Origin of the sequence: Neisseria sp., assembly GCF_030530745.1 — a bacterium.
Lineage (GTDB): Bacteria > Pseudomonadota > Gammaproteobacteria > Burkholderiales > Neisseriaceae > Neisseria.
This window is the reverse complement of the sequence record NZ_JAUMUI010000015.1, coordinates 17977-33405: the sequence shown is the minus strand read 5'-3', so window position 1 is coordinate 33405 and position 15429 is coordinate 17977. Positions and strand designations below refer to the sequence as shown.

Genomic DNA, 15429 nt, shown 5'->3' with positions numbered 1-15429 from the left:
GTATTTTTATGATTAAATTTAAAGAAAACAGGAGAACCCTATATGGTACTTCTCTCTTAATTCCAGCTGTAGTGCATTTTAATTTATTCATAATCAAAATATTTTTAAACATACAAAGTAAAAATCAATTAATTTTAGCAAATATATTAATATTTATAATGTTTCAATTAGAGTTTTTATTAATTATTTTTCTAATTGGAAAAATAGATTTATTTAGCTTTAAACAGATAGGAATTATTTTTATAGCTTCATCATTATTTTTTTTGCTAGGATGGGATAATTTACCGTATTGGAGTGAGGATGAAAGTATTTAAGTTTTTGTTTTAAAGTTAAAAACCAACCTGCAAGCCGCCGCCAACACCCTGTCGCCCTACGCCGCAGCCGCCATCGGCAACACCTTCGGCCACGGAGAAAACCAAAACGAAACCGCCCAACTGGTCGGCCACTTCGTCTTGGGCGCGACCTTAAGCTACATCAACGGCGGCGACCCGTTGAGCGGCGGCAGCGCGGCGGTTGCAGCTGAAAAAGCGGCACAATACCTGTCGCAGCAGTACAATGACGGTCAAACCGCCATCGACCCGCAAACGGGCGAGTTCAACCCCAACCTTTTACCTGAACATATCAAAGACGAAATCAAATCGACCACCGGTGTGATTGCGTCCATCGTCGGCGCGGCGGGCGACGGCGGCGCGGCGCTGAATGCGCAGATCGGCGGGGTGGTCGGGCAGAATGTGGCGGAGAACAACTGGCTGCATTCCCAAACTGCCAAGCAGAGAGGCTGGTTATCCAAAACGGAAATTGAGCTGTTGGACAAACTGGCCAAGCAGTCAGGTGCACGGAGTATTGAGTATTTCATTCAACAAGAGCAGAAAATCCGTCAAAGCAGCCTGAATGCTGCCGATAAAGAAAAAGCCTTAGCCAACCTGAAGCGCGAATACGAAGCCGACAGCCGCAAAATGGAAGCGGCAGCAGCGAAACTGCCCAAAGGCAGCAAAGAGCGGGAGGTTTTGTTTACGGCAGCAGGCAAAATGCAGGGCATCGTATCCGTCCTTCCGCCGTATGAAAAATCCGAGTTTGTCCGTGCGGAACAACGGGACTGGCTGCCAACGGCAAACCCGATTATCCATAGCGGAGAAAGTGGCTTTGTTGCTGTTCAGCGGCAGTGGGCGGTTAATGACGGAAAAACACCTGAGGAAGCCCGCTTCCAAACGGAAATGACGGCAGGCGGCAGAGGCGGAAATATTGCCAAAAGACCCGTGGCAAAACCTCATGCAGCCGAGCGTCTGAGAACAGCAGATAAGCCCCGACAAACTGAAAACAGCAACCAAAAATTGGATGAAGCTTATTTCAAACAGCAATACGGTTCGGGAAATGTTCAAAGTGGCGGTGGGAACAGGCTGGAAACCCGTGAGCGGGTAGATGGGAATGTTCGGGAAACAAGAACTCATCGCAGCCAAACTGAGCTGGCAAGGGCTGGGCAGTTGGCAAACGAATTGAAGAAAGGGAAGTTACCAGGTACCCCGATAGGTCAATTAGGTACACCCCGTACCATGCCTGCTTCAATCAATCCTAATGCTACAGCCGAAAGATTTGCTGAGACATTTTTAGGCAGAAAGCCAACACAAGCAGAACGTATGGAGGGTGCAAAAATGAACAACAATAATTGTATTGGTTGTTGGCGTGCTCAAGCAGCAGATGGAACAATGGTTGTCTACAGGCCTGCTGGCTATGCAGGAAAAGGTACTTTGCCAACAACTGCAACGGCAGAAATTCACCATTCAGAAACCCTGAAAAATTTGAATAATGGTAGGGATTTAAAATTAAAATTCCCAATTAAATAAAGGTATGAGAATGAATTTAAGATTTGCCAAAATGGCACAATGGTATTTTGAAGTTTTATCATTAGATGATATGTCTGCGATTTATATTTTAGGAGGATATATGAAGATTTTGGAAGAGGACTGGCAATGTGCTGTTGAATTTATATATCGAATCTTGAAGTGTGAATTAGTAGATGTGTGGCCTCATGATATTTTAATTAAAGGGAATGAATATTCATATGATGGGATTGAAGGATATTGCAAAGAGTTAGCAAATCACAATCCAATCAATGATACACCTTTAGTATGGACCAGCCCTGATATTACATTAACAGAAAAGGGGCAAGAATTAGTGAATAAATATCTTATATTTGATGGAGAATATAGTAATAAATTTGATGTTAACTGTAATTTTATTGAAGAATTAGAGAAGATATTTGATGATTATGGAGTGTGTTGGGATGAACAATCTATTAAATTTCCTATTAATAACAAGCCAGCCGTACCTTTATGACCTCTAAAATTCACAGCTAGGGTGTGTGCCCCGGCACGCACGCGTTCTATGGCTTACGGTTCAATGCCGTCTGAAAAATTATGAAATTTTTCAGACGGCCTTTTCATAAAAGTAAATGTCCGATACCTTGTATGCATGATATGGATGCCCTCAATCCCGCCGCCGCCCACAAACGGCTGGGCGACGGCTATTACGAGCAAAAACTGGTGAACGAGCAAGTCGCCCGCCTCACCGGCTACCGCCGCCTCGACGGTTACGGCAGCGACGAAGAGCAGTTCAAAGCCCTGATGGAAGCCGGCATCACCTTCGCCCGCGGGCAGCAGCTCACGCCGGGCATCGCCCTTTCGCCCGAACAGGTGGCGCGGCTCACTGCCGACATCGTCTGGCTGGAAACCCAAACCCTCACCTTAATCGACGGCAGCACGGTTGATGTGTTGGCGCCCAAAGTCTACCTCACCGTCAAACCCGGCGACATCAACGCCCACGGCGGCTTAATCAGTGCCGGCAAACTGGCAATGGACGGTGCAGGCAGCATTGTCAACAGCGGCACACTGGCCGGACGCAAAATCGTTGATTTGGCCGCCACCGACATCACAAACAGCGGTGTGGTTCAAGGCGGTAAAGTACGCTTACGCGGCCAAGATGTGAACATCGAAGGCGGCACCGTTTCCGCCGACACGCTCCTCGCCGTTGAAGCCGACCGCATCCGCGTTGCCTCCACCACCGCCACCGGTGGCGACGAGCGCAACGGCCAAACCCAAATAGACCGTGTGGCCGGTCTGTACGTAAATAACACTTCAGACGGCCTCTTAAGCCTCAAAGCCAGCGAAAGCATCGACTTTGCGGCCGCCGACCTGCGCAACGAAGCGGCCGGGGGGCAGACGCAGATTATTTCGGACGGCCGCATCAATATCGGCACCGCCAAGCTCTCTTCCCACGGCAAACAGGGGGAATTGGGCGGTAAAAACCACCGCCACGTTAGCCAGACTTCGGAAGCCGGCAGCATCATCGGTGCGAAGGGCGGTATCCTGATTTCGGCCAAAGACGATTTAACCGTCCGCCAAAGCAGCATTGGCAGCGATGAAGGCCGGGTTACCCTTTCCGGCCGCAACGTCGACATCGGCGAAGGGCGGCAAACGCTGGATTTGAGCGAATCGGTATACAGCAAATCGCGCGGCTTTGCGTCTAAAAAGACCTCGCTCGACCGATACCGCAGCCGGCATGACGAAGCGGTCGGCAGCAGCATTGAAGGCAGGGAAGTCGTCATTCGTGCCGGGCAGGATGTGAACGTGCGCGGCAGCCATGTGGTTTCAGACGGCCGCACCGTGTTGAAAGCGGGCAATGATGTGAACATCACCGCTGCTGAAAACACTTATGCCGACCATGAGTTCCACGAGCGCAAACGCTTGGGTTTGAGCGGCGGCTTTAAAGACGGTGTGCTCAGCGTCGGCGCGGGTAAACAACAGCGCAGCATCGATGCCGATGTCCGCAAGACCACGGCCGCCCTTACCGGCATCACCGCCCTTTCCGGCGATACGGTGATTTCGGCAGGCAACCGTTTGCGCAGCGAAGGCGCATCGGTTTCGGCTGCCCGGGATATCTTGCTGCAAGGCAAACAGGTGGTGTTGGATGCCGCCTACAACGCCGAATCGGAAACCGTTCACACGCAAAGCAAAGAAAGCGGAGTGCGTGCCGGCATCAACCTGAAAGCAGCCGAAGTGCGCCAGTTGCAGAAATTGGCCGAAGGCGCCAAGAATGCCGCTTCGGAAAGCGGTGCACAAAACCGTTTGCGTGCCTGGGATCAGGGGCAGCTTTCGTCTGCAGCGGAGCCTTTTATGCCTGCCGTCAACTTCAGCGCAGGCAGAAGCCGCAGTCAAAGCCAAGACAAGCTGCACACCCTCACCCCCGTGGGCAGCCGCGTCAATGCGGGCGGCAATGTGGTGATTAAGGCCACCGAAGGCGATGTGAACATTATCGGTTCGCAGGTTTACGGTGCGCAAAACACCCGGATTGACGCTTTCGGCGATGTCGGCATCACCGAAGCGACCGGCAACATCGGGCGCAGCGCGCAGGGCAGCAGCAAAACCTCCGGTTTGATGAACGGCGGCAGCAGCTTCAGCCTCTTTGCCGGCAACAAAACCGAACGCAGCGGCGAGCAGTCCGGCCGCAGCAGCAGCGTAGGCAGCGTGGTGGGCAGCGGCAGCGGCGATACCGTTATCCGCGCCGGAAAAACCTATACCCAAAGCGGCAGCCAGCTGCTGGCCGACGGCAACATCAGCGTCGATGCCCAAAAAATCGACATCCGCGCCGCCCAAAGCCCTTATCATTCCGATTTCTACAGCAGCCAAACCCAAAAAGGCATCACCGCCGGCTTCAGCTCGCCCGTTACCGATGCCGTTGGTTCCGTGCAAAAACTGGCCGACAGCCGCGCCCAAGTCGGCCAAAGCAGTAACGGCCGCACCAACGCCATGGCCGCCGCCAACACCGGCCGGCAGGCCTATCAGGCAGCGCAAAGCATCGGCAAAGCCGCCGACGGCAAAGGCGCGGGCATCAATGTCAACATCACCTACGGCGAACAACGTAACGAAAGCGGAAGCCATATCCGCGGCACCGAATCCGGCGCATCTACCGTGGCGGCCGGCGGTGTGGTGCGTTTGAACGCCGCAGGAGCGGGCAAGGATTCCGACCTCACCGTTATCGGCTCCGACGTGGCCGGTAAAGGCGGCACCGTGCTGCTTGCCGAAAACAACGTCAACCTTCTTGCCGCCGAACAAACCCACAGCGAACGCAGCAGCAACAGCCAACGCGGCTGGAACGCCGGCGTCGCCCTCGACTTCAGCAACGGCGTCAGCGTCGGCTTTACCGGCGGCGGCAACTACGGCAAAGGCTACGGCAACGGCGACGAACAAACCTACCGCACCACCCGCATCGGCGATGCCAACAGCCGAACCGTGATCCAAAGCGGCGGCGACACCACCCTCAAAGGCGCGCAGGTGAAAGGCCGCGGCGTTGCCCTCAGCGCCGAAAACCTCCGCATCGAAAGCCTGCAGGACAGCGCCGCCTACGACAGCCGCCAATTCCAAGGCAGCGGCCAGATTACCGTGGGCTACGGTTTCAGCGGCAGCGCCGATTACAGCCAAAGCAAAATCAACGCCGGGCACAGAAGTGTCAACCAACAATCCGGCATCTTTGCCGGAGACGGCGGCTTCCAAGTCGATGTGAGAAACCATACCGACCTGAAAGGCGGTATCATCACCTCCACCGAAACCGCCGAACAAAACGGCCGCAACCGCTTTCAGACGGCCACATTGAGCCGAAGCGACATTCAAAACCACAGCCGCTTTGAAGGCGAAAGCTTCGGCCTCGGTGTGAGCGGCGGCATGAGCGGAGAAGCCCTCGGGCAAGAGCAGAACGGCCGTCTGAAAAACGCCGCCGATAAAGACGGCATGGGCAGCGCTACCGGTTACGGCCGCGACGGCGACAACCGCAGCAGCGTTACCCGAAGCGGCATCGGCACGCGCAACATCGTCATCGGCAACGATACCGACGGCACACAGGCAGCATCGGTATATACCGCCACCCGCACCGAAACCGCCGAGCAGAACTCAGGCCGTCTGAACAATGCGTTTGACAGGGAGAAAGTCCAAAGCGAACTTGATTTGCAGCGGAGTGTGAGTCAGGATTTCGGCAGGAATGTCAGCCAAATAAAAGGCGAAATCAACCGCAAAGCCGAAGGCTACCTCAAACGTGCCAAAATCGCCGAAGCGGAAGCCGTGACGGCATGGCAGAACGGCAATATGGCGGCCTACCGCCAAGCGGTGCAAAGCGCAGATGAAAACCGCCGAAGAGCCGGCAACTGGCAGAAAGGCGGCGTAGCCTTGGCTGCCGTTGCCACGGGCTTGAGTGCACCGACCGACAGCGCATTGGGTATCACCGCCGCCACTGCCGGCCCGGCCGCAGCCTACCAAATCGGCCAATACTTCAAAGGCGTAGCCGCTCAAAATTCAGACGGCCGGTTAACCGGCGCACAAGAAACCGCGCGCGCCGTTGCCCACGGCGTCATCGCCGCGGCCGCCGCAGCGGCAGGCGACAATAACGCCCTGACCGCCGCCATCAGCGCAGGAGGCGCAGAAGCTGCCGCGCCGTATGTAAGCCAATGGCTGTATGGCGAGAAAGACGGCAGCAAGTTAACGGCCGAGCAGAAGCAGACGGTTTCGAGCATCTTGAGCTTGGGCGGTGCGGCGGTTGGCGTAACCGGCGGTTCAACGGCAGATACTGTGGCCGGCGGGCAGGCTGCGCAGACGGCAGTGGAGAATAATTTCTCGTTGAGTGATTTGGGAATTTCCCAAACTGCACAGAACAATCTTCAACAAATTGCACACCAACAAGTTCAACAATTTGTTGTAAATTCGAATAGTTCCACTACTGATAAAAGTAAATTATTTGAGCTATTAAAAGCATACAATGCAAATGCTGCTATTACTGCCGAAATAACAGCTGCATTGGGATTAGGTGCAAATTTAAGTGTTACCATTAACAAAGATAAAAGCATTGTAATAACAACTGCTCTTACAGCAGGTGCTGGTTTTGAAGCTTTTGCTGGCTTATCTGCTTCAAATGAAGCTAGAAAAGACGGAGCTTTCGCTGAAGTATGCAGCACAATTGGCGGAGGTATTGTTTTAGGTGGTTGTGCAGGAGCACATCTTGCCAGGAATGAACCATTAGTGTTGACTGGAAAGGTTGGTGGAGGAGCATCGGCAATTGCAAATGCAAATATTGGTTATCAATGGACTATTAACGCGCCTAAATCCCAAGGGAGTAAAAAGTGATGTCATCAACCTATTTTTTCGGAATACTAGTACTGACTTATATAATTATAGCAATAATAAATTTTGTAATTTCGTACAAAATATTTAAATCAGAGGGGGAAGTTTCTGGTTTGTTTGATTTCCTAGTTAATCTCAGTTCTTTAAATTTTAAATATTTTAAAATAATTTTAGGGAAAGAAAAAATATCAAATAAATTTCATTTATTACTATTAAGGATTAATTTAATATTCGGCATAATAATTCTATTATTATTGATAAAGAATATTTTTTGGCAAGTAAGCTAGTGCAGAAAATAAGGATTTGATATGTATTCTGATAAAACACAAATAAATATTGATTTCTCAATTGTTGGAGATTTTTTCGAAACTGATTTAATTACTGAGAAACTAGGAGTAATTCCTACTGAAATTTTAAAAAAAGGAGAGCTTCTAGAAAGTAGAAGATTGCCTAATATAGAAACTGTATGGAGTTATCAAACAGGAATAAGAGATTCTTTTGATTTAGAAGAACAATTTTCAATAATCTTCAATTTATTTGAAAGTAAAAAAGATGTTATTAAGGATTTATGTAAACAATATAATTTAAAAGTTTACTTGCAATGTTATATTTCAATATTAAATGATGAAACACCTATTATCCATTTAGATAATAGATCTCTGAACTTTATTTCTGAAATTGGAGCAGATATAGATATTGATATAAGTATTTAGCACGCCGTAGCCTACATAAAGCCTTCTGATTTAACCGATAAAGCCCTGAAAACCATCGGTAAAGGTACTGCCAAAGGTTTTGCCAATACGCCAAGCGTTGCGCTGAATGCACCGATTGACTGGGTGAATGAGTTTACGCACGGCCGTATGGGCAGAATACCGAATGTGCCTTATGCCTACGATTATAATAATGAAGTGGAAGCGGCTATTGGCAATCAGACCAGCAAGCGTAGGGTGGGCACTTGCTGCCCACTACCTTGTTTCATCTGTACCACGGGCACACAGGCAGCAGCGGTATACACCGCCACCCGCACCGAAACCGCCGAAGCAGACTCAGGCCGTCTGAACAATGCGTTTGACAAAGACAGGGTACAGCGCGAAATTGATTTGCAAAGGAATGTGAGTCAGGAGTTTGGCCGCAACGTGCAGGAAGCCAATGCCGAAATCAACCGACATTTGGACAGCCTGAAAGACAAGCTGGAAAAAGGTAAAATCAGCCAAAGCGAGTACGACCGCCAAACAGAAAACTGGCAATACGGCAAAGTCGCGCTGAATATGCTGTCTACCGGATTGAGCGCACCGACCGACAGCGCATTGGGTATCACCGCCGCCACCGCCAGCCCTGCTGCTGCCTATGCCGTCGGCCAATACTTCAAAGGCTTTGAAGACGAAAACGGCCAATTAAGCAGTGACAAAGAAATAGCCCGCGTGTTGGCTCACGGCATATTGTCTGCATCAGTGGCGGCGTTAGGTGGTAATGATACCTCCGCGGCCGCGCTATCAGCAGCCGGTGCGGAAGCAGTTGCGCCGATAGTTTCAAATTGGCTTTATGGTACAGATGACCCCGATAAACTAACATCGGAACAAAAAAATACAGTTTCGTCTATTGCGAGTTTGGGTGGATTAGTTGTTGGTGGATATGTGGGTGGTAGTGGCAGTAGTTCTATAACAAGCTATCAGTCAGCCCGCAATGCCATAGAAAACAATTTACATCTCAGAAAAGGCGAGCGGGCACGATTGCGTCAAGAGTTGAATGTTTGCAAAAAGCAAAAAGGTTGCGATATTGCAAAAATAGAGCAGAGATGGGAACAAAAAGCCATTAATAATCAAAAAGAGCTTTATGCAGCCTGTGATAAAGGTGTGGCAACCGCGGAATGCAATGCTTTGAGAAACAAAATAGATAGAAGCACATACAATGGTTGGAAAGATTATTGGTATCCCACAGGAATGGAGCTTTCTGTTTCTACGGATGCTGCGCTTTACGCCATATTTGGCGGTAGCATCAAAGCTGATGTTGCTATCGGTAATCGAGGTGCAGCGGCACAATTTGAAGGCGGTATTGGTATCGGTATTGGTGCAAAAGCTAAAGCGGGGAAATGGGAGAGGGAAGACAGAGGTGTAAGTGTTTCTTCTGGAACGATTTTAAGGGAAAAAACATTTGGCTCCAAGCCCAATCCGAGTTCTGCTACTTTGTCGACTAAAGCTTCTGCTGAGCTAAATGTAGGAGTTGTTAATTTGAATACTGAAATAGTAGGTGGAAAAGAATATAAAGAAGATGGAACTTCATCGATTTATAGAAATTGGTCTAATAATGCAGCTTTTAAAACACAGCTTGGTATTGGTGGAACTGCTAAATGGGATTTTTTAAATTATAGGACGAGTAAACATGAAAAAATATTACGATAGAATTCCATCATTTGAGCCAGTTAATAAAGAAAATGAATTAAAAATAGCAAAGAAGTTTCAAAAAAAGCTATTTTCATCAAAATTAATTTATTACTTTATACCATTTATTGCTTTCTATTTTTTATTAGACAAAATTTATGGATTTAATATAAAGTTTAGTGATGCTCAATTAATGTGGTTGATAGGAATATTTTGGGTGGCAGTTTTATATAGCATTATTTCCACATTAATACTGGGAATATGTCCGTATTGCCAAAGATTTCAAAAGCTAAATGGTAAGGCGGTTGGTGTGGATAGTACTTCAATTTCTTATACAAAAGGCGTTTCACCTTTTATAAAATATTGCACGCGATGTGGTGCTCCATTATCTGAAAAAGCAGTAAATGAGGTCTATAAAAAGATGGCAAAAGATGAGTCATAACAAGCGTAGATAAGGTTAGCTGCCCCAAGCGGCGTAACCGTACGCATGCCGTAAACTTTAATGGAGAAAAAGACGGCAGCAAGCCGTAGCCTGCATGAAACCTAGAATTCACTGGTAGGGTGTATGCACTAGCACGCACGCGTTCTATGGATTTGAACTTAATGCCGTCTGGAAATTGATAAGATTTTTTCAGACGGCATTTGTTATAAAAGTAAATATTCAGATTCCCTGTATACTGTCTAAACGCGTGCGTGCCAAGGGCACACACCCTACGCTTGCTACGGCAAAGGCTACGGCAACGGCGACGAACAAACCTACCGCACCACCCGCATCGGCGATGCCAACAGCCGAACCGTGATCCAAAGCGGCGGCGACACCACCCTCAAAGGCGCGCAGGTGAAAGGCCGCGGCGTTGCCCTTTCCGCCGAAAACCTCAACATCGAAAGCGTCCAAGACAGCGCCGCCTACAACGACCGCCGATTCCAAGGAAGCGCCCAGATTACCGTCGGCTACGGCTTCAGCGGCAGCGCCGGTTACAGCCAAAGCAAAACCAATGCCGACCACCGCAGCATCAGCGAACAATCGGGCATTTACGCCGGCGACGGCGGCTTCCAAGTCAACATTAAAGGACATACCGATCTAAAAGGCGGTATCATCACCGCCACGGAAGCGGCCGAACAAAACGGCAGAAACCGCTTTCAGACGGCCACCCTCAGCCGTTCCGATATCGAAAACCACAGCCGCTACCAAGGCGGAAGCTTCGGCATCGGCATGAGCGGCAATGCAGACGGCGGCCGGGACGGCAGACAGCAGGACGGTCTGAACAAAGGCATCGGCTTCGGGCGCGACGGCGGCAGCCGCAACAGCACCACCCGAAGCGGCATCGGCACAAGAAACATCACCATCGGCAACGACCCCGACGGCACACAGGCCAAAGCCGCCTACACCGACACCCGCACCGAAACCGCCGAAGCCAACACAGGCCGTCTGAACAACATGTTTGACAAAGACAGGGTTCGGAAAGAGCTGGATAGGCAGCGCGAGGTAACGCAGCAGTTCGGCGGCAGCGTGCAGCAGGTTAGGACGGAGATAAACCGCAAAGCCGAAGGCTACCGCAAACTTGCCAAAATTGCGGAAGAGGAAGCCGCGGCCCGCCTGCAAAACGGCGATACGGCTGGCTGGCGCCGCGCGGTTGGGAGTGCGGACGAAAACCGCCGGAAAGCCGGCCAATGGCAGAAAGGCGGGGTGGCCCTGTCGGCCCTGGCTTCGGGTCTGGCCGCCCCGGCCGACAGCGGTTCGGGCATTGCCGCCGCCGCACTCAATCCCGCCGGTGCCTATGCCATAGGGCAGTATTTCAAAGGTTTGGCACAAGAAAACCTGCTCGGCGGCAAAACCGAAACCGCCGAATTAACCGCCGCCCAAGAAACCGCCCGCGCGGTAGCCCACGGCGTAATCGCCGCCGCCACAGCAGCGGCGGGCGGCAGCAACGCCCTGAGCGCCGCGATAAGCGCGGGCGGGGCGGAAGCGGCGGCGCCGTATGTGTCGCAATGGCTGTATGGAGAGAAAGACGGCAGTAAGCTGACGGCCGGGCAGAAAGAAACCGTTTCCGCCGTCCTCAGCCTGGGCGGTGCGGCGGTTGGTGCGGCATCGGGTAACGGAACGGATGCGGTTGCGGGCAGCCGGGCAGCGCAGACGGCAGTAGAGAATAATGCATTCAGAGGTCTGGAAGCATTGGCAGGAGAAGCTAAAGGAATGGCTTCAATGGCAGGAGCAACTTCTCTTTATGAAGCTCAAATGAAGAGTGGCAAAACACAAGAAGAAGCCCGAAAAGCGGTTGAATCTTATTTGAAGGGTTATGGTTTGCAACAGCATACGGGAGCGGAAACATTAGTATATGGTTCAATGGCTGCCCCGGTGGTGATGATTGGGGGCAAGGCTTATATTGTTGCAGCCACTTCATCTGTTGCACAAGGTGTAGCAACAACAATAGTGCTTGAAGGGACTCCATATAAAGTATCTGATTTAGTTTATGATACAACTTTAGGCGTATTTTTCGGTAAAGCTTTAGATAAAGCTTCTGGAAACATGTTGAAATGGTCAGGAGAAAATAATAAATTTTTAAAAAGAAGCCTTGATGTTAAGTCTAGATTTATCCAATATAGTGTTGGAAAAGCTGGCTCTGGAAGTATATCAAAATATTTGAAAGATAATGATATTATTCTTATTGAGATTCCAGAGGCTTTAAAATCTAAAGGTAAGAATAAAAATGATAAAATATAAGAAAAAGCAAAGTACTTTATATGGGCTAGCTGGTATTGTTTCTATTTTTATTGAATTTAATTTATTCATCTTAATGAAAATATTTAAAATTGAAAATAAATATAAACTATTATTGGTTAATATTCTTGTTTTCATAATGTTTAATTTTGAAATTATTTTTTTTATGTTAATCCTTGGAAGATTGGATTGGCCATTTAATTGGAATCAGCTTTTGTGGTTCTTTGGAGGAACAGTATTGTTATTTTTTTCGGATTGGATTATTTGCCGTACTGGGAAGATGAGTAGAATGTAACTTTAAGTAGTTCTCAATTTACACTAGAGCAATTAAAAGCCAAGGCATGGGCGGCGTCAACCTCTACAGCGCCGGTACCGCCAACGGCGGCAGCCGCAGCAGCACCACCCGAAGCGGCATCGGCACAAGAAACATCACCATCGGCAACGACCCCGACGGCACACAGGCCAAAGCCGCCTACACCGACACCCGCACCGAAACCGCCGAAGCCAACACAGGCCGTCTGAACAACATGTTTGACAAAGACAGGGTTCGGAAAGAGCTGGATAGGCAGCGCGAGGTAACGCAGCAGTTCGGCGGCAGCGTGCAGCAGGTTAGGACGGAGATAAACCGCAAAGCCGAAGGCTACCGCAAACTTGCCAAAATTGCGGAAGAGGAAGCCGCGGCCCGCCTGCAAAACGGCGATACGGCTGGCTGGCGCCGCGCGGTTGGGAGTGCGGACGAAAACCGCCGGAAAGCCGGCCAATGGCAGAAAGGCGGGGTGGCCCTGTCGGCCCTGGCTTCGGGTCTGGCCGCCCCGGCCGACAGCGGTTCGGGCATTGCCGCCGCCGCACTCAATCCCGCCGGTGCCTATGCCATAGGGCAGTATTTCAAAGGTTTGGCACAAGAAAACCTGCTCGGCGGCAAAACCGAAACCGCCGAATTAACCGCCGCCCAAGAAACCGCCCGCGCGGTAGCCCACGGCGTAATCGCCGCCGCCACAGCAGCGGCGGGCGGCAGCAACGCCCTGAGCGCCGCGATAAGCGCGGGCGGGGCGGAAGCGGCGGCGCCGTATGTGTCGCAATGGCTGTATGGAGAGAAAGACGGCAGTAAGCTGACGGCCGGGCAGAAAGAAACCGTTTCCGCCGTCCTCAGCCTGGGTGGTGCGGCGGTTGGTGCGGCATCGGGTAACGGAACGGATGCGGTTGAGGGCAGTCGGGCAGCGCAGAATGCGGTAGAGAATAATTATTTGCTTAAACAAGATTGGGATAAATATCGAAATACCATCAAATCTTGTTCTCAAAGCGGGAATGTAACTGCATGTTATCGTAATGCGCAAAAATATCTATATGAAACAAGTAAATATAGAAATGAGAAACTGAAGGCCGCATGTGCGGAAAATGGTGATATTACCTTATGTAGTAAATATGTTATGGAGGCAGATTTAAGTCGAGAAGTAACAAAAAAAGAGTTGGGTTCTTATGGAACTAATAATCCAGCTAAGCCTTTACCTGCCTTCATCAATTATTATGATATTCCATGGTCTGACAATCCCACTATTCATTACTGGGCAACAAGTATTAATCTACCTATTGCTAACAAGTTAAATTATGGATTTAATTTAGCTGTGAATAGACTTACTGGGGAAATATTTATTGGAGTAACAAGTTCACCTAATATTAATAAAAGTAACGGAAATACTAAACTCTTAGGAGTGCCAAGTATCTCAGCAACAATAGGCCATATTAATAACTTATCATCTATTGAAAAAGCCCAGTTATGGAAAACAATTTCGGATACTATTCAAGGGCAATCTACAACAGCATCAGGTTGTGGTTACTTCACTTGTTTTGGCGCGAATAAAACATCTAGTGGAAAAGTTTCTTTTGAACTTGGTGTTACAACTGCTAAGCCATACTCTGTTACTGTTGGTAAAGAAAATATGATAAGGGTAGGTAGAATTGTTAGGGAATAAAAAATCCAAGAATAGTTTTTAAAAATATTCAATTGGAGTTTTTAATGAAATTTTCTAACATTTGTTTAAGCTTAAAACATCAGTTTTTAATTTTTTCAATTTTAGTTTCTTTAATGATTTTTTTGGTAAATATGTTTGAAGCAAAAAAAGAAAAATTTGGATACAAAAAAGATTATTCAGAAAGAAACAGTAGAATTATGGAGGAAATTCCTATTATTATTAGGCCTTATCAGATTTCTAAAGTTAGTTCTGCCCAACAAGGCCCTCTAAGTATTCGTAACTTTTATATTGAAGGAACGAGAGAGGATTATAATAAAATAAATAAAATTTTAGAAAAAGAGAGTATTTCTATTGGATTTAATGGAATATGTAGAGATGGAGAAGTTATATTGATTAGTTTTGATGAATTATCAAACCGTAACCGCATAACTATCCAGTGGAAATATCCTGAGAAATCTTGTAGTAAGAATAAGTCGTAGCTTATATCCCAAATGCCTGTTATTGTTACACATAACCACGGTCGTTATCAGGGCGAAAACTGCAATATAGGCTTTGACCGCATCGTATCGGGCGCAAACCTGACCGTTGCCGCCGCAGACGCTGTCAACGACAAGGGCCACATTCTGGCGGCGGGCACGCTTTACACCCCCGTCAGCGGAATACGGAACCTCGGCGACGACACGGCCAAATCGGTTACCGTCAAAACCGGCGCCGACAGGAGGTGGCACATCGTCCATTACAGCGACGGCAAAAAGCGCAGCCGTTACGACAGACGCCCGGCGCCGGCCGATGCCGAGCTGGTTAAAGATCCGGATTTCCGCCTCAACGTGGTCAGAACCGAAGGCGGCTACCGCGGGGACACCTCGGTGGCCGCCGCCGCCCGGGCACAGGTTGAAGGCGCAGACGTGCGCGTTCCCGGTTCCGGCGGCGCCGCCGCCAAAACCTATGCACAGGGGCGCCAAAAAGCCGCCGCCGCAGCCAGGGCCCATGCCGAAGCGGAGTTTGAAGGCCGTCTGAAAGCAAGAAACGACGGCAGCTACGAAGCCTATGCCAAACTGAGCGGCAGCGGACGCCAAAGCGTATTAATCAGCGAATCCGAAACCTACCGCAATGCCGACACCGAAGCCCGAAACTGGGGCATAGGCGGCGGCAGAACCCGCGCCTTAAACGCCGGCACCGCACTGGTTACCGGCATATAATCA

The 15429-nt window shown here is 49.5% G+C and carries 11 protein-coding genes; all 11 read left to right on the top strand.

Translation table 11 applies throughout. The features are described 5' to 3' along the window. Nucleotides 1-8: 8 nt before the first annotated feature. The gene (locus Q3970_RS07055; RefSeq protein ID WP_303099878.1) at nucleotides 9-314 is read left to right on the top strand and encodes a hypothetical protein; all 306 of its coding nucleotides are present in this window, start codon (nucleotides 9-11) and stop codon (nucleotides 312-314) included. 138 nt (nucleotides 315-452) lie between these two features. Continuing rightward, nucleotides 453-1841, top strand: a complete 1389-nt coding sequence (locus Q3970_RS07050; RefSeq protein WP_303099877.1) for a hypothetical protein — start codon at nucleotides 453-455, stop codon at nucleotides 1839-1841. A gap of 10 nt (nucleotides 1842-1851) precedes the next feature. Beyond that, complete coding sequence (locus Q3970_RS07045; protein WP_303099876.1) at nucleotides 1852-2334, top strand: hypothetical protein; 483 nt, start codon at nucleotides 1852-1854, stop codon at nucleotides 2332-2334. A gap of 140 nt (nucleotides 2335-2474) precedes the next feature. Further along, complete coding sequence (locus Q3970_RS07040) at nucleotides 2475-7163, top strand: hemagglutinin repeat-containing protein (RefSeq protein WP_303099875.1); 4689 nt, start codon at nucleotides 2475-2477, stop codon at nucleotides 7161-7163. 305 nt (nucleotides 7164-7468) lie between these two features. Continuing rightward, the gene (locus tag Q3970_RS07035; RefSeq protein WP_303099874.1) at nucleotides 7469-7873 is read left to right on the top strand and encodes a DUF4279 domain-containing protein; all 405 of its coding nucleotides are present in this window, start codon (nucleotides 7469-7471) and stop codon (nucleotides 7871-7873) included. A 147-nt stretch (nucleotides 7874-8020) separates the two neighbouring features. Next, nucleotides 8021-9559 carry a VENN motif pre-toxin domain-containing protein gene (locus Q3970_RS07030; protein WP_303099873.1) on the top strand — a complete coding sequence of 513 codons (1539 nt, stop codon included), beginning with the start codon at nucleotides 8021-8023 and terminating at the stop codon, nucleotides 9557-9559. Further along, nucleotides 9540-9980 (top strand): hypothetical protein, encoded by a 441-nt coding sequence (locus Q3970_RS07025; RefSeq protein WP_303099872.1) that lies wholly within the window; start codon nucleotides 9540-9542, stop codon nucleotides 9978-9980. Before Q3970_RS07030 ends, Q3970_RS07025 begins: the two co-directional genes overlap by 20 nt. Before the next feature lie 330 nt (nucleotides 9981-10310). Then, nucleotides 10311-12260 carry a hemagglutinin repeat-containing protein gene (locus Q3970_RS07020; protein WP_303099894.1) on the top strand — a complete coding sequence of 650 codons (1950 nt, stop codon included), beginning with the start codon at nucleotides 10311-10313 and terminating at the stop codon, nucleotides 12258-12260. 338 nt (nucleotides 12261-12598) lie between these two features. After that, a complete protein-coding gene (locus Q3970_RS07015; RefSeq protein WP_303099871.1) occupies nucleotides 12599-14227 on the top strand; it encodes a VENN motif pre-toxin domain-containing protein in 1629 nt (542 codons plus the stop codon). A 44-nt stretch (nucleotides 14228-14271) separates the two neighbouring features. Next, nucleotides 14272-14706: a hypothetical protein gene (locus Q3970_RS07010; RefSeq protein WP_303099870.1), complete on the top strand. Its 435-nt coding sequence runs from the start codon at nucleotides 14272-14274 to the stop codon at nucleotides 14704-14706. A gap of 12 nt (nucleotides 14707-14718) precedes the next feature. Continuing rightward, on the top strand, nucleotides 14719-15426 hold the full coding sequence (locus Q3970_RS07005) for a hypothetical protein (protein WP_303099869.1): 708 nt from the start codon (nucleotides 14719-14721) through the stop codon (nucleotides 15424-15426). Nucleotides 15427-15429 lie beyond the last annotated feature (3 nt).